This window comes from Exiguobacterium aurantiacum DSM 6208, assembly GCF_000702585.1.
In the GTDB taxonomy this organism is placed as follows: domain Bacteria; phylum Bacillota; class Bacilli; order Exiguobacteriales; family Exiguobacteriaceae; genus Exiguobacterium; species Exiguobacterium aurantiacum.
The window spans coordinates 1,963,593-1,989,330 of the sequence record NZ_JNIQ01000001.1 but is presented as its reverse complement, the minus strand read 5'-3'; the positions used below and the strand labels follow the sequence as shown (position 1 = coordinate 1,989,330).

The 25,738-nt window shown below is 52.0% G+C and carries 27 protein-coding genes and 1 tRNA gene; 16 read left to right on the top strand and 12 right to left on the bottom strand.

Going from position 1 to position 25,738, the window contains the following annotated elements; genetic code table 11:
• Nucleotides 1-5: 5 nt before the first annotated feature.
• Complete coding sequence (locus tag P398_RS16895; RefSeq protein ID WP_160151239.1) at nucleotides 6-143, top strand: hypothetical protein; 138 nt, start codon at nucleotides 6-8, stop codon at nucleotides 141-143.
• A 102-nt stretch (nucleotides 144-245) separates the two neighbouring features.
• Here the strand turns inward: P398_RS16895 and P398_RS17055 are convergent, their stop codons facing one another.
• The gene (locus P398_RS17055) at nucleotides 246-497 is read right to left on the bottom strand and encodes a hypothetical protein (RefSeq protein WP_235263343.1); all 252 of its coding nucleotides are present in this window, start codon (nucleotides 495-497) and stop codon (nucleotides 246-248) included.
• Between the two features lie 205 nt (nucleotides 498-702).
• Here P398_RS17055 and P398_RS0110550 point away from each other — a divergent pair, with 205 nt between their 5' ends.
• From P398_RS0110550 to P398_RS0110510, 9 genes are all read left to right on the top strand, one after another.
• On the top strand, nucleotides 703-1,617 hold the full coding sequence (locus tag P398_RS0110550; RefSeq protein WP_029335163.1) for an alpha/beta hydrolase: 915 nt from the start codon (nucleotides 703-705) through the stop codon (nucleotides 1,615-1,617).
• Nucleotides 1,618-1,753: 136 nt separating this feature from the next.
• On the top strand, nucleotides 1,754-2,500 hold the full coding sequence (locus P398_RS0110545) for a DeoR/GlpR family DNA-binding transcription regulator (protein ID WP_029335162.1): 747 nt from the start codon (nucleotides 1,754-1,756) through the stop codon (nucleotides 2,498-2,500).
• Complete coding sequence (gene pfkB / locus P398_RS0110540; RefSeq protein ID WP_029335161.1) at nucleotides 2,497-3,426, top strand: 1-phosphofructokinase; 930 nt, start codon at nucleotides 2,497-2,499, stop codon at nucleotides 3,424-3,426. The genes P398_RS0110545 and pfkB overlap by 4 nt, the downstream gene beginning before the upstream one ends.
• Entirely contained in the window at nucleotides 3,423-5,333 is a 1,911-nt protein-coding gene (locus P398_RS0110535) for a PTS fructose transporter subunit IIABC (RefSeq protein ID WP_029335160.1), read from the top strand. The genes pfkB and P398_RS0110535 overlap by 4 nt, the downstream gene beginning before the upstream one ends.
• A gap of 132 nt (nucleotides 5,334-5,465) precedes the next feature.
• Nucleotides 5,466-5,987, top strand: a complete 522-nt coding sequence (locus P398_RS0110530) for a GNAT family N-acetyltransferase (RefSeq protein ID WP_029335159.1) — start codon at nucleotides 5,466-5,468, stop codon at nucleotides 5,985-5,987.
• Nucleotides 5,988-6,051: 64 nt separating this feature from the next.
• Nucleotides 6,052-6,351, top strand: a complete 300-nt coding sequence (locus P398_RS0110525; protein ID WP_029335158.1) for a hypothetical protein — start codon at nucleotides 6,052-6,054, stop codon at nucleotides 6,349-6,351.
• A 38-nt stretch (nucleotides 6,352-6,389) separates the two neighbouring features.
• Entirely contained in the window at nucleotides 6,390-6,575 is a 186-nt protein-coding gene (locus P398_RS0110520) for a hypothetical protein (RefSeq protein ID WP_147287410.1), read from the top strand.
• Nucleotides 6,576-6,595: 20 nt separating this feature from the next.
• A complete protein-coding gene (locus P398_RS0110515) occupies nucleotides 6,596-7,408 on the top strand; it encodes a hypothetical protein (protein WP_029335155.1) in 813 nt (270 codons plus the stop codon).
• A gap of 243 nt (nucleotides 7,409-7,651) precedes the next feature.
• Complete coding sequence (locus P398_RS0110510; protein WP_029335154.1) at nucleotides 7,652-9,631, top strand: methyl-accepting chemotaxis protein; 1,980 nt, start codon at nucleotides 7,652-7,654, stop codon at nucleotides 9,629-9,631.
• Nucleotides 9,632-9,678: 47 nt separating this feature from the next.
• Here the strand turns inward: P398_RS0110510 and P398_RS16395 are convergent, their stop codons facing one another.
• Together P398_RS16395 and cls are read right to left on the bottom strand one after the other, a co-directional pair.
• On the bottom strand, nucleotides 9,679-10,554 hold the full coding sequence (locus P398_RS16395) for a GGDEF domain-containing protein (RefSeq protein WP_051638902.1): 876 nt from the start codon (nucleotides 10,552-10,554) through the stop codon (nucleotides 9,679-9,681).
• A 277-nt stretch (nucleotides 10,555-10,831) separates the two neighbouring features.
• Entirely contained in the window at nucleotides 10,832-12,289 is a 1,458-nt protein-coding gene (cls, locus tag P398_RS0110500; protein ID WP_029335151.1) for a cardiolipin synthase, read from the bottom strand.
• 92 nt (nucleotides 12,290-12,381) lie between these two features.
• Between cls and P398_RS0110495 the strand changes: the two genes are divergently transcribed.
• The 3 genes from P398_RS0110495 (at nucleotide 12,382) to P398_RS0110485 (ending at nucleotide 14,431) form a co-directional block, all read left to right on the top strand.
• Complete coding sequence (locus P398_RS0110495) at nucleotides 12,382-12,810, top strand: OsmC family protein (RefSeq protein WP_024370324.1); 429 nt, start codon at nucleotides 12,382-12,384, stop codon at nucleotides 12,808-12,810.
• An 81-nt stretch (nucleotides 12,811-12,891) separates the two neighbouring features.
• Nucleotides 12,892-13,380, top strand: coding sequence for a GNAT family N-acetyltransferase (locus P398_RS0110490; protein ID WP_024370325.1), 489 nt, complete (start codon nucleotides 12,892-12,894; stop codon nucleotides 13,378-13,380).
• 58 nt (nucleotides 13,381-13,438) lie between these two features.
• On the top strand, nucleotides 13,439-14,431 hold the full coding sequence (locus P398_RS0110485; RefSeq protein ID WP_029335150.1) for a Gfo/Idh/MocA family protein: 993 nt from the start codon (nucleotides 13,439-13,441) through the stop codon (nucleotides 14,429-14,431).
• Between the two features lie 41 nt (nucleotides 14,432-14,472).
• Here the strand turns inward: P398_RS0110485 and P398_RS0110480 are convergent, their stop codons facing one another.
• The gene (locus tag P398_RS0110480; RefSeq protein ID WP_024370327.1) at nucleotides 14,473-15,504 is read right to left on the bottom strand and encodes a PTS sugar transporter subunit IIC; all 1,032 of its coding nucleotides are present in this window, start codon (nucleotides 15,502-15,504) and stop codon (nucleotides 14,473-14,475) included.
• Nucleotides 15,505-15,758: 254 nt separating this feature from the next.
• On the opposite strand from P398_RS0110480, the gene P398_RS0110475 reads away from it, so the two are divergent.
• A complete protein-coding gene (locus tag P398_RS0110475) occupies nucleotides 15,759-18,422 on the top strand; it encodes a cation-transporting P-type ATPase (protein ID WP_029335149.1) in 2,664 nt (887 codons plus the stop codon).
• A 57-nt stretch (nucleotides 18,423-18,479) separates the two neighbouring features.
• On the top strand, nucleotides 18,480-18,605 hold the full coding sequence (locus P398_RS17140) for a hypothetical protein (RefSeq protein WP_029335148.1): 126 nt from the start codon (nucleotides 18,480-18,482) through the stop codon (nucleotides 18,603-18,605).
• Nucleotides 18,606-18,647: 42 nt separating this feature from the next.
• Here the strand turns inward: P398_RS17140 and P398_RS0110465 are convergent, their stop codons facing one another.
• The 3 genes from P398_RS0110465 to P398_RS0110455 form a co-directional block, all read right to left on the bottom strand.
• Nucleotides 18,648-18,899, bottom strand: coding sequence for a hypothetical protein (locus P398_RS0110465; protein ID WP_029335147.1), 252 nt, complete (start codon nucleotides 18,897-18,899; stop codon nucleotides 18,648-18,650).
• A gap of 146 nt (nucleotides 18,900-19,045) precedes the next feature.
• Nucleotides 19,046-19,678 carry a hypothetical protein gene (locus P398_RS0110460; RefSeq protein WP_029335145.1) on the bottom strand — a complete coding sequence of 211 codons (633 nt, stop codon included), beginning with the start codon at nucleotides 19,676-19,678 and terminating at the stop codon, nucleotides 19,046-19,048.
• A gap of 86 nt (nucleotides 19,679-19,764) precedes the next feature.
• Nucleotides 19,765-20,121: a PilZ domain-containing protein gene (locus tag P398_RS0110455; RefSeq protein WP_024370332.1), complete on the bottom strand. Its 357-nt coding sequence runs from the start codon at nucleotides 20,119-20,121 to the stop codon at nucleotides 19,765-19,767.
• Nucleotides 20,122-20,275: 154 nt separating this feature from the next.
• Here P398_RS0110455 and P398_RS0110450 point away from each other — a divergent pair, with 154 nt between their 5' ends.
• Nucleotides 20,276-20,524, top strand: coding sequence for a hypothetical protein (locus P398_RS0110450; protein ID WP_024370333.1), 249 nt, complete (start codon nucleotides 20,276-20,278; stop codon nucleotides 20,522-20,524).
• A gap of 31 nt (nucleotides 20,525-20,555) precedes the next feature.
• On the opposite strand, the gene P398_RS0110445 is transcribed toward P398_RS0110450, so the two are convergent.
• The 5 genes from P398_RS0110445 to P398_RS0110420 form a co-directional block, all read right to left on the bottom strand.
• On the bottom strand, nucleotides 20,556-21,251 hold the full coding sequence (locus P398_RS0110445; RefSeq protein ID WP_024370334.1) for a queuosine precursor transporter: 696 nt from the start codon (nucleotides 21,249-21,251) through the stop codon (nucleotides 20,556-20,558).
• Between the two features lie 233 nt (nucleotides 21,252-21,484).
• Entirely contained in the window at nucleotides 21,485-21,610 is a 126-nt protein-coding gene (locus P398_RS17135; RefSeq protein ID WP_268748704.1) for a hypothetical protein, read from the bottom strand.
• A 652-nt stretch (nucleotides 21,611-22,262) separates the two neighbouring features.
• A tRNA-Thr gene (locus P398_RS0110430) sits at nucleotides 22,263-22,333 on the bottom strand.
• A gap of 94 nt (nucleotides 22,334-22,427) precedes the next feature.
• A complete protein-coding gene (locus P398_RS0110425; protein ID WP_029335141.1) occupies nucleotides 22,428-24,800 on the bottom strand; it encodes an immune inhibitor A domain-containing protein in 2,373 nt (790 codons plus the stop codon).
• A gap of 137 nt (nucleotides 24,801-24,937) precedes the next feature.
• Nucleotides 24,938-25,729, bottom strand: coding sequence for a class I SAM-dependent methyltransferase (locus tag P398_RS0110420; RefSeq protein ID WP_029335140.1), 792 nt, complete (start codon nucleotides 25,727-25,729; stop codon nucleotides 24,938-24,940).
• Nucleotides 25,730-25,738: the final 9 nt, after the last annotated feature.

Sequence of the window (25,738 nt, the reverse complement as noted above, 5' to 3'; positions counted from 1 at the left end):
GACAAATGAAGGATACAATCCAAATATATAAGCTGACGATGCTCACAATCATCGCAATCAGTACCGGTTATATCGCTTGGCACATCGATGAGCTGATCAATGCATTACTTCACATTTCCTCCGCACTACAAGCGTTGACCTAATCCATTTATCTTTATTGAACTGATGAAAGGACATTCGGATATCTGAATGTCCTTTCATAATGATTAGAGTTCGGTCAAAGACATCTGAATCGACAGAGCATGCTAGAAAAGTTCCATCGCTCTCAACACAAGAAGTAGATAATAAAGCGTCGGGATGAACGTGAGCACCAACCCCATCGATTTCGTTCGTTGCTTGAATTGCAACAAGAAACCAATTGTCCACAACAGGAACCACAACATGAAATACCAGCGATAGTCTGGCGTGTCCGTTTCGGCTATGCCTGGACCGCTCAACCAAAGTGAGCAGGCCAACACAACCAAACCGGATAGGACGTTCCAGCCATACCGAACCATTTTTTCGAACATTCTCTCATTCCTCTCGTAATTCGACTTGTCGTATCCATCAGATAACGATATGTGTTCTTTCGACAAATGGAAGGATTATCCTTTTGTGTTGCGCAATCAATCTAAGAGAGAGGGAGACGACTGACCTGCCCACTCATCAGTTTTGCTCGATACGCGCCAAAATGTTCGGTATGATGTAGGAGGAGGCGATACGATGGAACAAAACCTAACTATTTCGAGACCATACGGTGATTTGGTCGGAACACTGTTATTGCACGATACGCCGCGAAAGACGGTCGTCATCTTGAGCGGGAGCGGACCGAGCGACCGCGACGGCAACATGGGGCCGTCACAGTTCGGCACGTATAAAAAATTAGCGGAGGCGCTGTTTGAGATGGGCGTCAACGTCTATCGGTACGACAAACAAGGGATCGGAGAATCAAACGGCGATTTCAACAAAGTCGGGCTGCACGACTTGATCGATGATGCGATCGCAGTCGTCAATCAAATCAAGCGTTTACCGGAAGTGACTGAAGTCATCATTCTCGGTCATAGCGAAGGGGCGGTCATCGCACCGGCCGTCCAACTCGAGACGAAGGCGACGGGCTTGATTCTGCTGGCCGGATTTAACGACGCGTCGAAGCAGATGTTTTTGCTTCAAGCGGATGCGCTGGCTAAGGAGATCGCGTCCGTCAAAGGATTGAAAGGGATATTTTATCGAATGACCGGCGTCCCCGCGAAAGTGCGCAAACGTCAAGATGAATTGTTCGAACGTTCATTGCGGACGAATGTCGCCTCATTCAAATTCCGAGGCCAAATCGTCAATGCGAAGTGGATTCGGGAGCACGCCTCATACGACGTGCGCGAGCGACTCGAACATGTGCGTGTACCGGTCCTTGCTATCACCGGTGACCGGGACGTCCAAGTCCCGCCAGAACATGTGAACACGATTCAGACCCGAGGAGAAGTCGAACACGTCATCCTGAAAGACATGAACCACTTGCTCGTCGAACGGACGAGACCGCATTCGTTGCTTCAGCTTCATAAAGAATATCGAGAGGCAATCGAGGCGCCGTTGCATCCCGCTTTAATTCAACAACTCGACAGATGGTTCCAAAAACAACAATGAACAGTCAAAAACGGTCACTAAGTGACCGTTTTTTATGTTATAATTGTGACAAATAAAAAAATAATGAACGAATATGAATGTTTTTGATTGTTTTTTGAATGTAAACGCTTTATATTATAACTACGGAGGGAATACGATGTTAACGAAACAACGACATCAACTGATTTTGCAACGGTTATCGGAACAACGAATTGTCAAATTGAAAGAGTTGGTCGAATTGACGGAAGCGTCAGAGTCGACCATCCGTCGTGATTTGACCGATCTTGAGGAGGAAGGTTATTTGGAACGGGTACATGGGGGCGCGACGCTCGTCATTCACCCGGAAGAAGAACCGACGTTTGAAGAGAAACGTGACCGGCATGTCGATGAGAAAGTCGCGATCGCACGGAAGGCCGCGACGTTCATCGAGGACGGAATGTCCGTCTACCTCGATGCCGGGACGACGACGCAGGCGATGGTCCCGTTCCTCACTGGGAAACGTGTCATCGTCGTCACGAACAGTCTTCCGATTGCGAACGATTTGTTCGACCTCGACATTAAGACGTTCGTCATCGGCGGTGAACTGAAACGTTCGACCCAAGCACTCGTCGGCTACAACGCACGCGAGAGCATGATGAACTATCGTGTCGACCTCGCATTTCTCGGAATCAACGGCGTCGACCTCGAGGCCGGTTATACGACCCCGGATCCAGAAGAAGCCCTCGTCAAAAAAACAGCGATTGAACTCGCACGTACGGCCTACATCTTGGCGGATGACTCGAAATTCGGGAAACGGTCATTCAGTCGAGTCGCGCCGCTCGAGGCGGCCACGCTCGTCACACTGTCGGATGTCGCGTACGTCCGTTCAATCGAATCTACTACAAAGGTGGTGAACGCCCAATGATTTACACGTTAACGCTCAACCCTTCGATCGACTACTATGTCACGTTACCGGAAGTTGTGCTAGGAGAAGTGAATCGGATTCAAGAGACGACTCAAACCGCAGGCGGCAAAGGAATCAACGTTGCGTTCGTCTTACGTGAATACGATGTCGAGACGGTCGCACTCGGATTCGTCGGTGGGACGACCGGTGAATTCATTAAACAAGCGCTAAAAGACAAGGGTGTCCAAACGGACTTCATCGAAGTCACGGGCGAGACCCGAATCAATGTGAAGATTCGGGCCAAAGAAGAGACGGAGCTTAATGCGAGCGGGCCTATTATTCAAGACGCTGAGCTTGAGCAGCTGACGAAACAGTTCGAACACGTGACGGCAGGCGATATCGTCGTCCTCGCGGGCAGCATCCCGGGCAACTTGCCGAGCACGCTCTACCGGACGCTTGCCGAGACGATTCGGGCCAACGGGGCCGAATTCGTCGTCGATACGACGAAAGAAGCGATGCTTGAAGTGTTGTCACTCGAGCCGCTCATGATCAAACCGAACCATCACGAGCTTGGCGAACTGTTCGATGCGGACATCGAGACGTTTGAACAGGCACTCCCCTTTGCGGAGAAGCTCGTCGAACGGGGAGCGAAGAACGTCATCGTCTCGTTCGCCGGTGACGGTGCGATGCTCGTCAACGCGAGCGGAGCCTACACGGCCAATACGCCGAGCGGGAAGCTCGTCAACTCGGTCGGAGCCGGTGATTCACTTGTCGCCGGGTTCGTCGCCAACATTCTCGACCACGACGCGTCGGAGGCGTTCCGCTATGCGGTGACGACCGGCAGCGCGTCTGCCTATACGTTTGGCCTCTGTACGAAACAAGACGTGGACCGCTTGGTCGGCGAAGTCGACGTCACCCCACTATCTCGATTGGAGGAAACAACATGAACATCACGGATCTGCTCAAAAAAGACACGATTCAATTGAATCTCGGCAGCCGTACGAAAGCCGACGTCATCGAAGAACTCGTCGACGTACTCGACCGGGCCGGAAAACTTTCGGACCGGAACGGCTATCGTGACGCCATCCTCGCGCGTGAAGCGCAAAGCACGACCGGTCTCGGAGAAGGGATCGCGATTCCACATGCGAAGACGAAAGCGGTCAAAGAGCCGGCAATCGCGTTCGGACGCTCGGAAGGCATCGATTATGAGGCGCTTGACGGGCAAGACAGCCGCTTGTTCTTCATGATCGCAGCCGGTGAACATGCGAACAACGAGCACTTGGAAACGTTATCGAAATTATCTGTCTTCCTTATGGACCCGAACTTCCAAGAACGTCTCTACGCGGCTAAGTCAGAAGATGATGTCATCCGTGCCATCGAAGAGAAGGAAGCCGCTGAAGCGGCTCCGGTCGAAGCGAAAGCGGTGAAAGAAGATGCACCATACATTCTCGCCGTCACAGCTTGTCCGACAGGTATCGCGCACACGTATATGGCCGCGGACAGCTTGAAACAAAAAGCCGACGCGATGGGCGTCGAGATGAAAGTCGAGACGAACGGATCGACCGGCGTGAAGAACGAATTGACGTCAGCCGACATCGCGAAAGCGACGGCAATCATCGTCGCAGCGGACAAAGCGGTCGAAATGGATCGTTTCGCTGGCAAACACGTCATCGAAGTTCCTGTCGCCCAAGGAATCCGGAAGCCGGAAGAATTGATCAACCGTGCCGTGAAGCAAGACGCACCGGTTTATCAGTCGACTGGTAAGTCTGGCGGCGAGAAGAAAGAACAACGTACAGGTGTATACAAACACTTGATGAGCGGGGTTTCGGCGATGCTTCCACTCGTCGTCGCGGGTGGTTTGTTGATCGCACTCAGCTTCTTCTGGGGCATCAACTCCGCGAACCCGGATGATCCATCATACAACGCATTTGCCGCGCAACTCATGACAATCGGAGGCGCCGCGTTCGGATTCCTCGTTCCAGTCCTTGCCGGTTTCATCGCGATGTCCATCGCCGATCGTCCAGGTCTCGCACCGGGTCTTGTCGCCGGTTTCCTCGCAAGTGAAGGTGGGGCAGGGTTCCTCGGTGGTCTCATCGCCGGTTTCCTCGCTGGTTACGTCGTCGTGTTCTTGAAACGCGCGCTTGCGAATTTGCCGGCGTCACTTGAAGGAATCAAGCCGGTCCTCTTGTTCCCGCTACTCGGTTCATTCATCTCAGGGATGATCATGTTGCTCGTCGTCAACGAACCGATCGCCGCGTTCATGACATGGCTCATGGAAGTGCTCAACGGTATGAGCGGTGCGAACGCCGTCTTGCTCGGTGTTATCGTCGGAGGCATGATGGCCGTCGATATGGGTGGTCCGATCAACAAGACCGCCTACGTCTTCGGTACGGCAGCCCTCACGGCCGGAAACCAAGAAGTCATGGCTGCTGTCATGGCCGGTGGGATGGTACCACCGCTTCTCGTCGCGCTCGCATCGACTGTGTTCGCACGTCAGAAGTTCTCGAAACAAGAACGTGAAGCAGGGAAAACCGCATACGTTATGGGCGCCTCGTTCATCACGGAAGCAGCCATCCCGTTCGCAGCGGCCGATCCGATTCGTGTTCTGCCATCAGCGATTCTAGGATCTGCCATCGCCGGTGGATTGTCAGCGTTCTTCGCCATCCAATTGCCAGCACCGCACGGCGGTATCTTCGTTTTCCCACTCCTTGAAGGAGCCGGAAACGTCGTCATGAGCATGGGGCTTTACGCACTCGCGATTCTCGCTGGTGCCTTGATTGGAGCACTCCTCCTTTCATTCTTGAAAAAACCACTTACGACTGCGACAGCTACACCGAAACAAGAAGTCGCATGATGTGAACGACCGTGGATGTTCCACGGTCGTTTTTTTGTCGCTAAATTGTCTTTGGATTTACCTGACAAATGGATTGCAGGATGGCGATTTGTGGTAAAATACTTGTAAAACTTGCGCTAGGAGGGGGCCGAGATGATTATACGAGTAGCCGAACCAAAAGATGCGTACGGGATCGCACGCGTTCGAGTGAACGGTTGGCGGACGACGTATCGCGGAATCGTACCGACCGATTTTTTATTGAAGTTGTCATCGAACGCGATCGAATGGGCCGAGAAGGTTCGTGACGCCCTCTCGAAACGAGAAGTGGACGGATTCGTCGCCGTCGTCGAAGAAGAGATTGTCGGGTTCGTCCTGTACGGGGCAGAACGGACCGGGACCTATCCGGATCATCCGAACGAAGTGTATGCGATTTATGTGCTCGAGGAGCATCAACGGAACGGTCTCGGTTCGAGCCTGCTCGAGAAGGCCGTCGGGGCGATGTTCAGCTCAGGGATGATCATCTGGGCGCTCGAGCTGAACCCGTACCGCTCGTTTTACGAACGGAAACAAGGCGAAGTGATTGACGAGAAAGAGCGGACCATCGGGGAGCTCGCTCTTCGCGAGGTCGCCTACGGATGGACGAAAGCGACCCATGACGCCATCATCGGGGCTTGAACGGACGTGACATCGTTGTCGCGTCCTTTTTGACGGCTTCCATTTAGAAGGAGAAGATGAGCGTATGTACATATATAACGTGACTAAATACGATCCTGAAACGAGAGGGGAGGTTGACGAATGGACGGATATGTCGTGCATCGGTAATACGTATGACGGGACTGTCTTCACGCTTGAAGAATATCTTCGTGTGGAAGCCAACTACATTGAGGCGATTGAGCGAATGATGGATGATTTGGGCGTGAAGACATTAACCGTCTCCTATCTTGAACGACGTTTCCATGACTATGCGTTTCGTCCCTCTGCAAAACGCGCGTTCGATGCGCTCTATCCGATTCGGATGAGAGACATGCGCAAAAAATGAAGACAGGCAAGGTCCTATCGAGGCGTCATATCCCGAACATGTTACGGCTCATGTTAAGGAATGGGCTATACGCCGAGTTAGAACATAAGGCGGAAGGCTCAGACGAAGAGTATACGTTCAAAGTGTTCATCGGATACGACTACATGATGGGTGTTCATTCGGTTGTTAATCTCTCGTCACTTCAAGACGAGTTGTTCCAGTTGGCTATTTATCTTGAAGACTAATGGGGGGAGGGGAATAGCGAATGAAAACGATTAAGTTGAAGTTTCATTTCGAGCACGAGACGAACCAACAGACAGCTCGCGACGTGTTAAACATCATGACGGACTATGGTCTAGTCCTAGACAAGTTAGGTTTCTATGAGCCGATCAACATCCCGTTTACTAGAGAAATGTTTATAAACATGTGGATGGACGGCCTTGAAGATCATTTTCTCTTTTTTTCCTCTCTCAAGCAAAGGAAGAGCTGGGTGACGTTTCATACACGAGGTGAGGGTCTGCCTGGTAGCTTTTATGTAGCTGTGAACCTCTCTGAAGCCCACTTCCATGAGCGGCCGGACGAGTGGGTTTTATTTTTTAAAGCGATGTGCGGCGCGCTAACGCCATACCGGGCCTTCATAGCGAAGGAGACCGTGACACACTACATGTATGAATATGAACAGGGTGAATCAATCTTCCTCAAACCAGACGAGGTCGAATGGTACAACTACTGGAGTGGCGATTTATTCAAACATTCTACATCGAAATCGGTCAAACGTTTTGATTGGGCTTCAATCGAAAAAACTTCATCTGGTCTCTATTGTCAGTTGACTCAAGATATCCGAGACGACAATTATATTCTTCGGGCTGAACAAGCGAGAGCATGCTTAGGCGAAGGGTTGCTATTGAAAAGAAGTCTTGATCCTGATTTCATACATGAACTGAACTATCAAGCTACATTACACGGTATAGAATTGGAACGTCATGCTATCATCTCTTTTATAAATGATATAAAATATCAACCGTTGAAATCCTACGAAGAAATTGTCTCGGCATTCTTAATTTTTATCAAAAGTTGAGAGGAGCTTGTTTATGAATCGACATGGAGACAGAGGGTAACTTGGCCCCACAAACACAGTCGTTACACCTGCGCAAGCAGGTGTTTTTGTCGTTTGTCGACTGCCAGCTGGAATGAAAAGGGTTTCAATTATGAACATTCTAAATAGCGTGAAGAATTTTAGTGAGGGTTATGGAAAAACTGTGATTTCGACCGATATTGTCAGTAACGTGACGAGCAGATCGCTCGAGATTGGAGTTGTTTTATGAACCGAAAGTCAACACGCACGATCAGCATCAAACAGAAATTGATCATCATGTCTGCACTCGTTTTACTCATCCCGTCCTTATTGATCGGATTCGTCGCCTACGGTCAGGCGAAGCAGAAGATAAAAGATCAAATCTTACAATCGGCCCACGCGGGAGTGGAGCGGATGGACGTCGAGATTAACAATTTGATCGGCCCGATCAAAGGCGATGTCGATTTCTTTGCCGATCGCATCGATGCGACGCTCTATGAAGAAGGCGATGCCAACGAAGCGTTAGCGGAAAAGTTCGTCGAATATTTAGCGACGCATCCGGACGTGACGAACATTTATTACGCATCATCAGAGGGCTCGATGACGATTTATCCGGAACAGACGCTACCGGACGACTACGACCCGCGTACGCGTCCTTGGTATGAGGCAGCTGAAGCGGCAGGCGCCCAAGTCGTCATCACCGACCCGTACGTCGACGCCGCGTCACAGAAGATGATGGTCACCTTGTCGCGCGAGGCGACGGATGGGCGAGGGGTCATCGCGGTCGATGTCGACGTCAATGACGTCGCGACGGTCGCGGCAAGTATTCAAATCGGGAAAGATGGATACGTCACAATTCTCGACCGGACAGAGCGATTCGTCACACATCCGACGCTCGCTGCCGGGGAAACGGCGTCGGGAGACTGGGTCGAGCCGCTCTATAGTCAAGCGGCGGACAGCTTCGCCTATACGTTCGAAGGTGAAGCGAAACAAATGGATTTCATGACGAACGAACTGACAGGATGGAAAGTCGCCGGGACGCTTTATGAAGCCGAGATCCAGCAAGAAACGGTCGGTATATTGTGGACGACGCTTGCGGTCATCGCGGCGATGGTTCTCGTCGCATCCGTCCTCCTCTACTTCGTGATCCGTTCCATCGTCCGTCCACTCAATCGGTTGACGGAAGGGGCCGAACGGATTCAACAAGGCGACTTGACAGAGCTGATTCCGGTCGACTCAAACGATGAGGTCGGACGAGTGTCGGTAAGTTTCAATGAGATGACACAATCCTTGCGGACGATCATTGCACGGCTCGATGAATCGATTGGACAAGTGGCGGCCTCGTCGCAGGAACTGATGGCGAACTCGGCTCAAAACACGGCGTCATCCGAACAGGTTGCCGGGGCAGTCCAACAGATGGCGGCCGGGGCGGATGATTCAAAGCGCCAACTCGATGATAACGCTGTCTCGCTTCAAGCCATCACTTCGGGAATCATGCGTATCGCGGAAAGCTCGACGGACGTGTCAGAACTTTCACGTGAGACGGCGATGGAAGCAGAGGACGGGACTTCTGCCGTCACCGAGAACGTGGCCCAGATGCGCGCCATCGATACGTCAGTCGAGTCGTTCGCTCACGTCATCGAGTCACTGTCACACCGCTCGAACGAGATCGGGAATATCGTCGACGTCATCAACGGGATCGCGGCGCAGACGAACTTGCTCGCTTTGAACGCGGCAATCGAAGCGGCGCGGGCCGGGGAGAACGGTAAAGGGTTCGCCGTCGTCGCGAGTGAAGTGCGAAAACTCGCCGAACAATCGCAACAGTCGACGAAACAGATCGCCCATTTGATTGAACGCATCAAACAAGAGACCGAACAGTCGGTTGTTTTGATGAAAGAAGTGTCGGCGCATACGAAAGCAGGACTCGAGACGACGGAGAACACAGTGGCCCGATTCCATAAAATCATGGCCCGCACGCAAGAGATGACGCCGCGAATCGAGGACGTGACGGCGACGGTCGAGGAAATCGCCGCGAACGTCGAGGAAGTATCGGCGGCGGCGACACAAATCGCGCACATCGCCGAGGAGAACTCGAGCGCTTCGAAACAAGTGGCCGCGACGACCGAAGATCAGCTCGGTTCGATGGAAGAAGTGTCACAATCCGCGAAAGCGCTCGCCGACATGGCAGAAGAACTACAAGAACTCGTGTCACGATTCACGATTTAACGGCAAAGCGTCGCGGACTCCGCAAGAGGAGTACCGCGACGCTTTTTTCATCGTTTGCTTGATACTTGGTTCCGGCCCATGTTTTTGGCCACATATAACGCCTCGTCAGCGTCTTTCAACACTTGCTCGACCGACTTCCCTCCTTCGAACGAACTGACACCGAACGAACACGTCACGTGAGGGACCGGACCGAACGGTTCATCGTTCACTTTTTGACGGAGCTTATCTGCAAGCCGGACACCTTCCGACAAGGTCGAATGGGGGGCGACGATTAGAAATTCTTCCCCTCCCCAGCGACCAATCGCATCAGTCTTTCGAATGTTACGTCTCAGAAGCTGGGCGATGGCGCGAAGGACGAGGTCCCCGGTCGGATGACCGAACGTATCGTTGACGAGCTTGAAATAATCGATATCTAGCATGATGACGGCCGCATCCGACGATTGACTCGGATTTTCAGCGACCGCCGCCAACAAGTCGTTCACTTTCTTTCGGTTGTACAGCTCGGTGAGCGGATCGAGTGAGGACAGGTGCTCCATCCGTTCCTCATAGCGGCGTTGTTCCGTCGCATCTTCGATGATCCCCACGCCTCCTGTAATGTGTCCGTCGTGCTGAACACTCGGCGACATCGTCGCCCGGATGAAACGAGGTTGTCGTTCCGGACCGTGGTACCAGCCGGATACACGGACCGTTTCCCCGGAGAGAACCCGGTTTGACGCCTCGACCAAATTCAGTTGGGGTGACGTACAACGCTCGAATGCAAGGCCGGTCGTTACGGATACGCCCAACAGTTCGATGAAGGCATCGTTATAGTTGATGATCCGTCCACCGAGATCGAACGCGAACAGACCGATCGGAAGTTCGTCCCATGAGGAAGGATCGATTCGTGCTGTGATTGCGTCTTGATGTTCTCTAGGATCAGCCATAGGTGACATATGCGCGAACGCATACTTCCTCCTTTCCGAGTGGAAATGAAAGCTTAGGACGTTCGTATTGATACTTTATACCCTGATTTGGAATGGAATTAGCTAAAAGATAGAGAAATGTGCTGAATCTAAAAAACTGTCAGTTATTAGACAAAACCGGAGGTGAAGGAATGAAGACGCGCGTAGCCAGCATATGCGTCCAGACAACAAAAGGATATGCGAGAGACGCATACCCCTTGATAGACAAAGATTCTACGATGTAGAATCAACTATTACATTATAGAATCGGACTCAACAGGCGAGAGACACCTTCCCGCATCCGGACGGTCCATTTCCGTTCGGCGTAATCCTCGACCGTATAGCGACGGCTGACAGCGATGTCCGACTCGAACAACGAGGCGAGTTCGAGGGCGACTTGTTTGTCATAAATGAGGGCGTTCACTTCGAAGTTCAAGCGGAAACTGCGGGCATCGAGGTTCGTCGTCCCGACCGTCGCAATCTCATCATCGACGACGAGCGTCTTCGCATGCAAGAAGCCTTGGTCGTACATATAGACGTTTGCCCCGTAATCGAGCAGCTCGCCGAGGAACGACAGCGACGCCCACATGACGAACGGATGGTCCGGTTTCCCGGGAATCATGATGTTCATCTCGACGCCGGAGAGGAGCGCCATCTTACAGGCATCCATGAAACTCGCGTCGGGAATGAAGTACGGCGTCTGGATGATGACGCGATGCTTCGCCGACATGATCATTTTGATCATCATGTTCTTCAAATGCTCCGTGTCCGAGTTCGGGCCGCTCGTCACGATTTGCATCGGTGACTTGTCCGAGATGTCATGGCGGGCGAAACAGAACGTGTTCTCAGGGTCGTGCTTGTCGTGACCGGAATAATTCCAATCCAAGATGAAGCGATGCTGAAGGTGGTAAACGACGTCGCCTTCGACCCGGAGATGCGTGTCGCGCCAATACCCGAACTTTTCGACGAGGCCGAGATACTCGGTCCCGACGTTGAATCCGCCGACGTACCCGATCTTCCCGTCGATGATGACGAGCTTGCGGTGGTTACGGTTGTTCAGTTTGAAGTTGATCAGCCCGAGTGTCGGCGGGAAGAAGACCCGGACCTCACCATTATGGGCGATCAGTTCTTTAAAATCGGAGTTGCGCAAGCTGCGCGAACCGACGGCGTCATATAACAGGCGTACTTTCACACCGGCTTTGGCCCGTTCGATCAATTCGTGGATGAGCGCCTTACCGAGGGCGTCGCGCTGAATGATGTAATACTGAACATTGATTTCGGTCTCGGCGTTGCGAATATCGTCCATGAGCGCCTTGAACTTCTGTTCACCGTCGTGCATGATGGCTGACTTGTTGTGGACGCTGACGAGCGATTTGGAGGACCGCAAGTTCATCTCTAGCAATTGTTCATACTTCTCGAACAACGGTTGTTGCAACGCGGTCTCTTTCCGCCGCAACTGTTCGATTTGACTTTCGACTTGAAGCGAGTGGAACGAACGCTCCTCGACGCTCAAGTTGAAGAAGTTGTCTTTCTTCAGCTGGCGCCCTAAAAATAAGTAGATGATGAAGCCGAGAATCGGCAAGAAGAAAAGGACGAGCAACCACGCCCACGTCGCCCCGACGTCACGGCGTTCTGCGAAGATGACGGCAAGCGCGAATAATAAGTTCAATCCGAGGACGATATATAGTCCCCAACTGATGATGACGGACCAATCCATAACCCACACTCCTAACGACAAATTATACATCTAGCTTTATCATACCTCATTCCGGGGAATAGTATGCTATCGAAACAAAGGGGGAGACACAGATGAATATGAAAGTGAATTGGAAACAAGGGATGGCGTTTGAGTCGATGACGCCATCAGGCCATCAGGTCACGCTTGACGCGGGGGAAGACGTCGGCGGATTGAATCAAGGGCCGCGGCCGACCGAGATGCTCTTGCAGGCGACGGCCGCTTGTACCGGCATCGATATCGTCTCGATCTTGCACAAGATGCGCTTGCCGCTCGAACACTTTGAGATGGAGATCGACGGGGTACGGGCGACGGAACATCCGAAACGGTTCACGGCGATTCACATCCTATACGTGCTCGGAGGCGACATGCCCGAAGAGCGTGTCCGCCGAGCGATCGAACTATCGGTCGACCGCTATTGCTCCGTCTCGCACAGCTTGAATGCGACGCTCACGTACAGTTACCAACTGAACGGGGGCGAGGTCGTCTTGTTCAGAGCGTAATGATGAGGCAAGATGGTTGAAATCGGTCAGAGACGTCCGTTATATTGGTATTTCAAATACTGTATGACTAAGGAGGACGTTATGATTCGACTCGCGACGAAACGCGATGCCTCAAACATCGCGAACTTAATCGAACAACGAGCCGTAGCGCTAAATGAACAAGGAAGCGACCAATGGACGGAATATTTGGAGCAAGATTTGTTGAAACGGGTAGAGACCGACATCGCTAGCGGTGACGTATATGTATATGAACAAGAAGATGCCATATTGGCCTCGATCGCCTTGCTTCCACCGGACGAGTGGGACCATGCCTTATGGGAAGATGGCGAGCGCGGTCAATATATTCACCGCATCGTCGTCAGCGAACGGTTGAAAGGCCAAGGCGTCGGTCAACAGTTGATGGAGCATGTCCTCGAAGAAGCGGACGGAGATCATCCGATTCGCCTCGACTGCGTCGCGGACAACTCGTTCTTGAACGAGTATTACCCGCGGTTCGGCTTCGTGTACGTCGGTTCACGCAACGGATACAATACGTTCGAATACGGGCTCGAGGAGAGCGTCAGTGCATGAGAGGTCAAGCGACCTCTCTTTTTGCTATACTAAAGGATGAACGATAGGAGGAGAGAGTATGATCAATACGATTTTAGTCGGCTTCGGTTTCTCCGCGACGACATTTCATTTGCCGTTTTTAAAAGAGTTGGATGAATATAACGTGGTTGGAGTCGTCTCATCACGGCCGGACGATGTGCACCATCACTTGCCGAACGTGCATGTGTACGCGTCACTCGAAGCGGCACTACAGAGCGAGGCGACCTTATTCATTATCACGACGCCGTCCCATCTACATAAAGACATGGTCGAGGCGTGCTTGAAAGCAGGGAAAGACGTCCTCGTCGAGAAACCCGCGTTCTTGACCGTCGCGGAAGGAGAGGCGCTCCGTCACCTTGAGGAGAACAGCCAGGGGATCGTCAACGTATTCCACAATCGACGGATGGACGGGGACTTCCTAACTGTCAAAGCGCTACTTGAAGGTGCTGAGGTCGGGAACTGGAAAGTGTTCGAGTCACGCTTTGACCGCTTCCGTCCTGTGGTCCGTGACCGTTGGCGTGAGAATGCAGGTCCAGGGGCGGGCATCTTGTTCGACCTCGGCAGTCATTTGATCGACCAAGCGCTCGTCTTGTTCGGTGTCCCGGACCGGGTCCAAGCGGACGTGATGATTCAGCGTGAAGGGGGGCAGTCGGACGACGGGTTCTTTGTCACACTCCATTACGGAGAAAAACGGGTCTATCTTCGTTCGAACCCGTTCATCGCCGGCGAGACGCCTCGCTTCGAGTTGCATGGGACGGAAGGGAGTTTCATCAAACACGGTCTCGATCCACAAGAAGCGGCACTGCGAGATGGGAATCTGTCACCGGACGTGTTAGAGACGGGAACATTGACCCGAGAAGAGACGAGTGCGCTCGCCATCGAGCCCGGTCGCTATGTCGACTTTTATCGTGAACTCGCGGCTAGTTTTATCGCCCGCCGTCCGCTCGTTCCATTGAGCGACGCGATTTTGACGACACGAGTCATCGAACTCGCCCGATTGTCCTCAGACGAACAGCGAACAATTGATTATTGACTTGAAAAACGGACGTCCCTAGCTCGAGGGACGTCCGTTTTTTATGCTGCTTCTTCTGCTTCGATTGTCTTCTCGCTTTGTGAGACGATCGGGAAGTTTTTAAATAGCTTGCTGCCGACGAGACCGGCGACGATTCCGATCCCGAAGACGATGATGGCCGTCACGGTGACGGTTTGCCAATCATTGAACCCATACATGACGAGCAGTCCAGGGACACCGGCGGCCGAGCCCGGTGCGTTGTTGACCATCCCTGTCATCGCGACGACGAGACCGGCCATGGCGCCACCGATGAAGTTGACGCTATAGATAGGAATCGGGTTGGCCGAGATGAGGTCGGCTTGCGTGAGCGGTTCGATCGCGACCGACAGTTGGTCTTTCTTCGTCCCGATGTTCAAACGCTTGAACAACAAGAAGTTCATCGAGATCGATGCCGTCAAGGCGAGCGCGGCGATAGCCATCGGCACACCTGTGAGACCGAGCATGGCCGTGAGTGCCATCGAACTGAGCGGCGATGTCGAAACGACCGTGACGATCCCGCCTAGGACGAGCCCCATGACGATCGGGTTTTGCGTTGCTGCGAGTTCGATGACCGCCCCGATCTGGGCGAGCGTGTTCGAGACGAGCGGGTCGACGCCGATGGCGACGAGTCGAGCGAGCGGTGCCATGACGATGACATAGAAAATCATGTCGACTCCGGCCGGTAAATGTTTATCCATCCGACGACCGAGTAGTCCTAAAATGTATCCGGCGAAGAATCCAGGCAAGATGCCGAATCCTGAGACGGACAGTCCGAGCATGAGCGCGTACACCGGATTGATTCCGAGCGCGATCGCAACGAGTGCCGCCGCAGCTGGCCCGGATAGCGATCCGGCGGCCTGACCGACTTCTTCATAGAGCGGGAGCGGCAACAGCCCACCGATCGCGTAGGCGTTGAACGCTTCGACCAAGAAACTGGCGATGGCTGCCCCGGCGAGCGCCCCCATCGCTTTCATGCCGAACGGGGCTTTGTAACTGAACAATGTAAAAAGTGCGAGAATCAATAGTAACAGTGCAATCCCTTGTATGATCACCATGGTGTTGTACCTCTTTCACTCTGTTTGTATTTCCTCTATATTTAAACATCCCAACGCTCCTGTAAAGCCATTTCATCGAACTGACATAAGAAAATTCGATGATAACGCTTCCAATTCGAAAGTTGGAAAATTATAGTTGGTCAAATTTGAAAATGTGCTGAAAAAAGTTGTGAAAATGTGTCAGGATGCGCCGGAGTGGGAAACAAGAAGTAGAAGTAGATTTAGATAGATGGAATTGAGGAGGAGAAGCAGAGATGGAGATTGAGAATCAAAAATGGCACGCCCTCGAACCGGACACGGTGAGGGAACATCTCGAGACAGACGTCGATCATGGCCTATCAAAAGAGGAAGTGTCGAGTCGTCAAGAAAAATACGGGAAAAACGTGTTACCCGAGAAGGAGAAGACGCCAGAAATCATAAAGTTTTTACGGCAATTCAACGACGTCCTCGTCTACGTTCTTCTCGGTGCCGCCGTCGTGACCGGGTTCCTCGGGGAGTACATCGACACAATCGTCATCTTGCTCGTCGTGACGATCATCGCCGTCGTCGGTTATCTACAAGAGAACAAAGCCGAACAGGCACTTGAAGGGATCAAAAAGTTGCTCGAGACGAAAGCGAGCGTCGTCCGTGACGGGAAACAGGTTCAAGTCGACTCGAGCGAGCTCGTTGTCGGCGACGTCATGGTGCTCGCGGCCGGGGATAAAGTACCGGCCGATGCCCGCGTTATCCAAGCTGAAAAATTTAAAGTGGAAGAATCCGCACTGACCGGTGAAGCGACGACCGTCGAGAAAAAAATCCAAGTCGTAGCGGAAGACGCCGTCCTCGGGGACCGGAAGAACATGATTTACTCCGGTACGAGTGTCGCTACGGGCAGTGCTAAAGCACTCGTCACGTCAATCGGGGAAGGGACGGAACTTGGTCAAATCAACGCGTCGATCGCTGAAGTGGAGACGGTGAAGACGCCGCTCATCCGTCAGACGACGAAGTTCGGACAGACCGTTTCAATCGCGATTCTCGTCATCTCGATCGCCATCTATGCGTTCGGATACTTCTTCCGCGATTACGATCCAATCGAACTGATGCTGACGACGATCGGTCTTGCCGTTGCCGCTATTCCGGAAGGATTGCCGGCCGTCATTTCCATCATTCTCGCGCTCGGCGTTCGCAATATGGCCGAGAAGAAAGCGATCGTCCGAAGTCTACCATCGGTCGAGACGCTAGGTGCCGTTTCGGTCATCTGTACGGATAAGACGGGTACGTTGACGAAGAACGAAATGACCGTCAAGCAAGTCGTGACCGCGAACCATGACATTGAAGTGTCAGGGAGCGGATATGCGCCAGACGGAGACCTCGAGATTAACGGGCAACCGTTCGACCTCGACGACGATCCCTCGATGGTCGATTTGCTTACGGTCGGGAAAACGTGTAACGACGCCCAGCTTTATCAAGAAGAAGGCAAATGGGTCGTCAACGGCGATCCGACCGAGGCGTGTCTTTTGACGCTCGCTGAAAAAGCGGAGCAGCCGATCGAACGATTGAAAGTCATCTCGAAGATTCCGTTTGATTCAGAGTACAAATATATGGCCACGCTCGTCGACTATAAAGATGAGCGGATGATCTTTATAAAAGGAGCCCCGGACCGCCTATTCGACATGGCGGAGAACGGAGACTTTGACCGTGCGTATTGGGACGAAAAACGGAAAGAGATCGCCGACCGCGGCCAGCGCGTGCTCGGAGGCGGGTTCAAGCGAGTCGATCGATCCAAAGAGACGGTCGACCATGAGGACGTCGAAGACGGCATCACGTTCTTAGGACTGTACGGCATCGTCGACCCACCTCGTCCAGAGGCGATTGAAGCGGTCGCGGCTTGCCGTGACGCAGGCATTCGGATCAAGATGATCACCGGCGACCATAAAGATACGGCCGTCGCCATCGCCCGTGAGCTCGGGATGGAAGTCGAAGGGGCGCTCGAAGGGAAAGAATTGACGAACATGTCTGACGAGGAAATCAAAGAAGCCTCGGTCCATAACGACGTCTTCGCACGGACGAGCCCGAATGACAAACTTCGCCTCGTCAAAGGGCTCCAACAGAACGGGCTCATCACATCGATGACCGGTGACGGCGTCAACGATGCCCCGGCCTTGAAACGGGCCGATATCGGGGTTGCCATGGGTATTAAAGGGACCGAGGTCGCGAAAGAGGCATCCCAGATGGTGCTCGTCGACGATAACTTTAAAACGGTCTACAACGCGGTCCGTGAGGGGCGTCGCGTCTATGACAACTTGAAGAAGACCATCTTGTTCCTCTTGCCGACAAACGGAGGACAGGCGCTTCTCGTCGCGATGAGCATTCTGCTCGGGGCGGCCGCGCCGCTTAGCCCGGTTCAAATCTTATGGGTCAACATGGTCGTCGCCATCACGCTCTCGCTCGCCATTGCCTTCGAGCCGCTCGAAGAGAGTACGATGAAACGGCCGCCGCGCCCGGCGAACGTGCCGCTTTTGAGTAAGTATTACGTCTTCCGCATCATCTTCGTCTCGATCCTAATCGGTGGAGGGAGTCTCGCCATCAACTATTTACTCGCCGACTATGATTTCTCGACGGCGAAATTGCAGACGATCACGCTGAACACGATCGTCATGGCCCAGCTGTTCCACTTGTACAACTGTCGGACGGAACTCGCACCGGCGTTTAATCGACATTTCTTCGATAACAAGATCGCGTTTCTCGTCTCGGGTCTCTTGATTGCGCTTCAACTGTTCATCACGTATGTGCCGTTCATGCATACGCTGTTCGGAACAGCCGCGCTTGACCTTGGCGATTGGCTCTTCCCGGTTGTTTTCGGGTTCATTGTCTTCGTCATCGTCGAGATCGAGAAAGCAATCTCGCGCCGTGTCATCGGCGACAAGAACATCCACTGACGTTTCAAGTGTATGTAAAAGTGGAAACAAACAACTATCGAAAAGGAGGGATGCTTCATGAAACGTGACGAATCACAACCAGGGGTCCATCCAGACCCAGAGCCAGACGAACAATCCGATCCAGCTAAAAAACCGGCTCCGACGGAACACCCAGATCCGGACCCGGAAGACGATAACGACTAACAAAAAGGAGAGGGCCTTTGATCAGGTCCTCTCCTTTCCTGTTCATTTTTTCTTGACGGCTTTGAATTCGTTCATACGGTCGAACTCTTTTTCATTGAAGTATTCGACGATGACGAAGTCACCGACCGGACATTCCCACCGGTCTTTGGCGACTTGGCACTCTTTTAAGCTGACGTTCTCTTCGTACATGTCGAGTTCGAGCATGTCTTTCAAGAATTGGTCGACTTTCTTTTCAGGTACTTTATGATACTCGCTGAGGGTGACTTCCTCTTGTTTGTCGTTCGTGTGTGTCATGACTTTGAAAAAACGCATGATTTCATTCCTACTTTCTGTTGCGCTCATTTTAGACGTTGAGGTCTCACCACCCATCATACATCAATCGACGTGACGAAGATAGACGAACGCCCTGTCGTCACTGTTTGAGTGGGACAGGGCGTCGTTTATGCACGTCTAGGACGTTTTGGCGGTGCTTCATTGAACGGTTGTTTGTGACGGATGATGAGCCAGAACAAAAGTCCGAATAACGGGATATAGGGGAGCGGCCATAAACCCATCTTGTATCGCTTCGCGTCACGGTTCATGAGCGTGATTTGAATGAACGCGAGCAAGAAGAAGTCGACGGTCATCGTCCGGACGAACTGATTATTTTCCACGTACGACCAATACGTGCCGATATCCCCTGTCGTTGCGGCTGCGATGAAGAGGCCGATCGTCACGAGGAGCAAGGCGACGCCGAGCAGTCGTGTCGGTAACGGCTTGATTGGCGTCGGATAAGGCGACTGCCGGGCGAACGCCAAATAAGGTGCGATGATGAACCCACCGACGACGAACCCTGTCGCAGCCGGCAAGAGCGGATTCGGGCGCAACTGGTTCACTTCAGACCACAACAACGGGAACAAGGCGAGTGGATACACGCCTAAAATGCTGAATAAGGACAAGGAATAGCCTTCATACGCTTCCGTGTTATACGTTAAAAAATCGAGCAGGAAGCGGCTCGAGAACGGTTCGTTCGGCCCGAGGAGCGCAATGGCGATGGCGATGGCCCACGGGATCAATAAAAATTTTCTAGTCATGCCGACACCTCATGTCAAGTTCTGTTTCAACTAGTATACCCTGTTTTCGAATAACGAAAAATGAGAAAGTGTCGGCGGACACTTTCTCATTTGTTCTCGCGGGCGTATGATTTGATCATCGTGACGAGCTGTTGTGCCTCGTCCGAATTTGTTTCGAGTAAAATGCCGTAGTCGTACATGCTGCCGATTTGACTGCGGTGCCGGACATGCCCGGTCAGTTCGATCGCTTGCAACATCGGGACGAGATCGAGAACGACTTCTACTTTCAAACCATCGGACAACGGAAATAAATAATCACATCGCAGTTTTAAGCCATGGGCGCTAATGTTCAACAACATCCCTTCGCCGTCGTGAAGTTCTTTGTCTTCCCAAACGAGGCGATACGGAACAATTCGAGGGTTCGGTAAGATGTAACGGAATGTCTCTTGGCGTCGATAACGCATCGGTTCACCTCATTTCTCTACTAGCATTATCGGTTCGATTATAAAAAAAGTGAAGCAGGGATCACCGTAAATTGACGCAGACGCGGTTTACAGAAACGGAAGCGCTTTCTATAATGGGGGTACACAGGAGGTGTGAGTGAAGGAGGGGGACCACATGAACGTCAATGACTTACTCCGACGCTATTCGATCGACGAACCGATCATCTATGTGAAGAACTTACACGGGCAGTGGGTCAAACTCGAGCAGTTGCCGCCCTACACCATACTAGAAGTCGAAGCGACAGAAGAGGCCATCGAGGCGTTGGCGATCGACGCGTACATGGCGCTCACCATTTGTCGTGAGAAATCGTCGCTCGAAGATGCGAGACCGTACGCCGTTCGTCTTCATATCAAGGGGAAATAAATACCGCAGCCGAATTCGGCTGCGGTATTTATTATGCTGCTTTTTCTGTTTCGTCGTCTTGCGGTGCAGTCCGTTTCGCATAATACATGAACGGTGTCGCCATCCAAGCGATGACGAACTTCGCGACGTACGTCGTGACGAAGATGTTCCACCAGATGCCCCATTCCATGCCCCAGAAGGCGATTGTACAGAACGTGAGCGTGTCGATGAACTGGGAGACGACGGTCGAGCCGGTCGTACGAAGCCACAGCTTCTTCTCACCAGTCTTCGCACGAATCTTCGAGTAGATGAAGACGTCGAACAGTTGCGAGACGAGGTACGCCGCGAGACTACCGAGCGTGATGAGCGGTAGCATCGAGAACAACGCCTCGAAACTTTCATGCATGAACAGCGCTTCTTCAAACGGCTCGTACAGCAAGGCGAACTGCATGAGCACCGTCGAGACAATCAAGATGAAGAAACCGAGCCAGACGCCTTTACGCGCCGTATGACGACCGTATTTCTCGTTCAAGATGTCTGTCGCTAAATAAAGGGAACCGTAGACGATGTTCCCGAGTGTGAAGATGAAACCACCGATTACAATCTGCTGCGTCACTTGGATGTTGGCGACGACCGAGGCCATCGCGATCCAGGCGAACAGCCCGACGCGTCCGAATAGCTTGTAGCTGAGGACGAGCAGGCCGAGCGTGAGCAAGGCAGAAGGAATCCATAACCATTCATTAAGCATTGGGATGTTGCTCCTTCCGAATCAATAAGTACTTTTAACTTTTCAAGTTTATAGAGATACCGAAACTGTGTCAAGACAGTTTCCATGACTGAATGGAAAAGCTCTCACTCGAGTTTTGGATGAGAGCGATTTAGCTAATTGGGATGTGGTCATACTCTACTCAGATTGATAGCGATGCCCTTCATAATCGATGACAGCTAATTCAGTCGGTTACGGGCATCTTCCCAATATGTTCAATCGTCAGCCTCTAAAAACTGCGTCAACCCCTCACTGACGGTTGTGAGTTCATTTAATACGCTGGTCAGCTCTTTACGGTCGATTTCTGACGCATCGGATGCGATAAGGTGGTCGAGCGCCAAGTGATATACCCTTATATGTAAATTTAACGGAAAAATCATAACGACACTTTTGTAAAATTTAGGAATTTGATAAAGGTGTCTCGAGAAATGAGTTATAATATTAAATGAAAGGTGGGGGAAATTATGAAAGTTTTATCGGCAGTGATATTATTATGTAACTCTTTATGGATGACAATTTATTTGTATGGAGAATATGCGATTCATTCTGTAAAATTTGATATTTCTTTAGTGACATTTCCAGTAGCGCTTTTTATTTTGTCTATCGTATTCTTTTTATATCCCAAGGAAAGCTATCCAGCTAAAGAAATCAAATTGAATGACTAGATAGGCATTTAGAAAAGATTTGAAATCTATTATATGAACAAATAAGCGTCCTCCAGGGCGTTTTTTGTCGTCTGTTAAAGTTACACTCATAGCTACAATTCAATACGTGACCTCGCATCACAAAGAGGTCACGTATATGCAACTAACGACGTCGCTCCAGAAATAGACGGTAAATACATTTGGGACGTTCAGGAGGTACATTTTGAAAGGGTTATCTCATTCATTCGACAAACTGCTTCTGTGAACAACCTGTGCAAAGGTAAACAAAAAGCACTTCCTGCAAGATACAGGAAGTGCCGTGAACCGCTTCGTTAAGCGGTATATTTGATGCCTCCGACGAGAATCGAACTCGTGCTGCAGCATTACCATTGCTGAGGTCTGCCACTAACCTACAGAGGCGTTACACATATTATGTTACACAGTTCGTTCGCCAATTTCAAGCTTTTTTAGAATAATAAGACCCCGCATCCATTTCGGATGCGGGGGAGGATAGTTATTGTTTGCGAATCCAAACGGCACCGGCCGAGTTGTCTTTCGCTTCGCCGACGACGTCGACGACGAGACCGTATTTCGGTAATTTCTTACCTGCGTCCGGGATGAGCGAATTGATGTACGTGTTGGCGTCATTGAATTGCTTCACGCCTGGTTGTGCTTTGTAGTCGTAGATGCCGCGACTCGTTGAATTGATGTACCATGGAATCGTCTTATCTAAGCTGAACGCCGCGTCCGCGATTTGGTAACGCGTGCTACCTGCGACCGTGTCTTTGCCGTTCAACTTTCCGATCAATGCCTCCGGGTGAGAATCGACGACACCGATGAAACCTTCACCAGGGTGGACGCCGACCCAGTTGTCTGAGAACGAATCGTCCCCGTACCAGACGACGAGACCTGTGTTGTACTTGACGCCGCGGCCATTCAAGAGGCCTGTGTCAGCGCCGGCATGGTTACGCCACTCTAAATAGTAGTAGTGCGGCTTCTCATCCCACCCGTCCGATTTGACGAATCCGTTCAATTTGACCGCTTCCGCACCTTCCGCGTCGTCAGCGAACAACGTCGCGCCACCTGACGTGATCGAGACGTTATCGAGGGCGAACCCTTCAAGCGCAAGACCGCCGTCTGTCACGTACTCGAAGACGATCGAGACGTCTTGACCGGCAAATTGAGACAAGTCATACGACTTACGGACCCATTCACCATTCGTCGATTCAGCGTCGTTGCCAGTGTCGTCGTCACCATAGACGTCGAGGACGACTTCTTTGCCGCCGCTGAGCGCTTTGACGTAGAGATAGTCGTAATCATACTCGATCTCAAACCGTGTATCGAACGCGAGCTGACCGTCAGCACCGAGTTTCACGCTCGGGATGGCCAATTCAGTATGCAAGTTATCGCCTTTTGTCGAGTAGTAGTAATACTTCCCGAATTTCGGCTCGATACCTTTTACTTTTTTATCTGGCAAGTTGATTTTCACGATGCCAGGATTGTTCGATTTCGTCACCGATTGGTCGAGTTGCGAGACGAAACCTTGGGCGTTGATATCTTCAAGGTCGACTTCCGTGATGTTGGCCCAGTTACCGCCCATCAACTTCTGGAAGTACTCTTTGTTCTGTGGTGAGAAGCTCGTCGGTTCTGTACCGGCAACTTTACCAGCCCAGCTACCGCCGCTCATGATCGACCATGATTGGACCGGCTCGCCTTGACCTGTATATTGCGTGTCGTACTCATCCGGAAGACCGAGGTCGTGACCGTATTCGTGGGCGAAGACGCCGACGGCCCCGTCTTCTGGTTGAATCGTGTAATCGAACGCTGCCACTTGACCGCCCCAATACGGGACAGCTGCTTCTGTGCCGGCGATGCGATATGGGCTGTTGTCGACGACCCAACGGTGTGACCAGACCGCGTCGTCACCGAGGATGCCGCCACCTGCTTCTTGGCCGGTACCCGCATGAATGATCATCAAGTGGTCGACCAAGCCGTCCGGTTCGTTGAAGTTTCCGTCACCATCAAGGTCATACAAGTCATACTCGTCGAATTCGGCAAGGTTCATACCGTTCGCGACGGCCGCGTTCAAAGCGTCTTTGACGAGTTGACGCGGTCCTGGTCCGGCGTTGTCATGACCACCCGTCGGACGATCGGCACCGTAGTCTTTCGCTGTGCCCGGTACAGTCAACCATTCGGAAACCGTTCCATCGACGGTGTAGCTGCCGCCAGACTGCTCCTCATAATACTGTTTGAACGTCTGGACTTTGTCCCCGTTGAACAGTTCGAACGAATCGTCACCGAACATATACTGTTCGTAGTGCTCTTTACTGAAGTTGTCGCTATACAGATAGCCTTCTTCTTGGACGACGTTGTTATGTTTGAAGTCGCTATACTCGACGAGAAGGACGAGTACTTTGTCTTCGCGGACGGCGCCGTTATAGCCGGCCTGTTTCGCGGGATCGACTTTTACTTGGCCGTTCGGTTTCCCTTTGCGATAGTTCGCTTGGCCTTTTTTCGCTTTGTCGAGGAGACGGTTCGATTCTTTTTCGAACTGGTTATGTATCTTCTCTTTGGCAGCGGCTGCCTTGTCATGCAAATCATGTTTATGCGGGTCTTGCGCTGCACCTTGTTTCTTGGAGATGTACGCCTCGACCGCTTTCGTACGCTCGGACGCGGATAAGCCCTTTTTGATGACGCCGCGGTTCTCGAGCGCTTTCGCGAGACGGTCCTCATCGATGATGTGATGGTCGAACGGGGCGTGTTCGCTGGCCGTCGGCAACGCCGGAGCGACATTGGTCGGCCCGGCAGCTACCGGGATGGCGCTGATTGTCATTGCTGACGTCAAGACGGCTGCGAGTGTTGTACGCCGAATGGAACGATTTTTCATCTGTACTTACCTCCTGTGAAAATAATGGGAAAATGTGTGAGCTTAGGGTAAACGTTAGACTTGTGTCAGATTAATGTCAATATTCAGAAAAAAGGAAGTGTAAAAAAGAGACTTTAGCCCCTCTTAGGCATAAAGCACTAAAAGGAACCGGTCTCTTTGTCGATAAATCCGTAATGCAGTTTAGATGTTTTCCTCACAACCCGTGTGAAACCGAACTGTTCAAACGCCTCGCTCTCAAAATGGGCCTTCAGGACAATACGTCGTTTGGCGACACGAACCGCCTCTTGCATCAGTTGTATGGAGAGGGGGGCATCGTTGGCGAGCGACCGTAACGGGTTCAAGTGAACCGATTCTGAAATCGTTTTTTCGAACATCGGATCGAAGTAGACGACGTCAAACGAATTGGATGCACATGTCTTCAAATAAAGGAGCGCATCTTGATGGACGACTTCGATGCGGCGCATCGCTTCATTGAGCGCCTCTTCTTTCTCTATCCAGACAGCCATCCCTTCACGGACGAGCATCGCCGTCACAAACTCGCTCTCGATCCCGGTGACATGACCGCTTTCACCGACCGCGTGGCTCATGACGATCGAGTCCGAGCCGAGACCGAGTGTACAGTCGAGTACACGGTCGCCTTGTTGAAGGCCTGCGATATCGACGAGCGGGTCGTTTCCGCCCCGCAGCAACTGCTTGACGCGGAAAACTGAGCTCGACGGGTGAAAGAAAAACGGTTCGGTCGTGCCGAACGGCGTATACTCGACGCGGCGTTTATCGAAGACGAGGACACCGACTTGGTGACGCTCCATCAAAGTTTCGATCGAATGCTTGCGTCTCTCCACAAACCGGACGTCGTAATCGGACGCGTGGGCTTTTGCCCGTTCCAAGACGGTCTCGGTCGGGCGCAGACAAGTCGTGACAATATACATAAGTGTTTC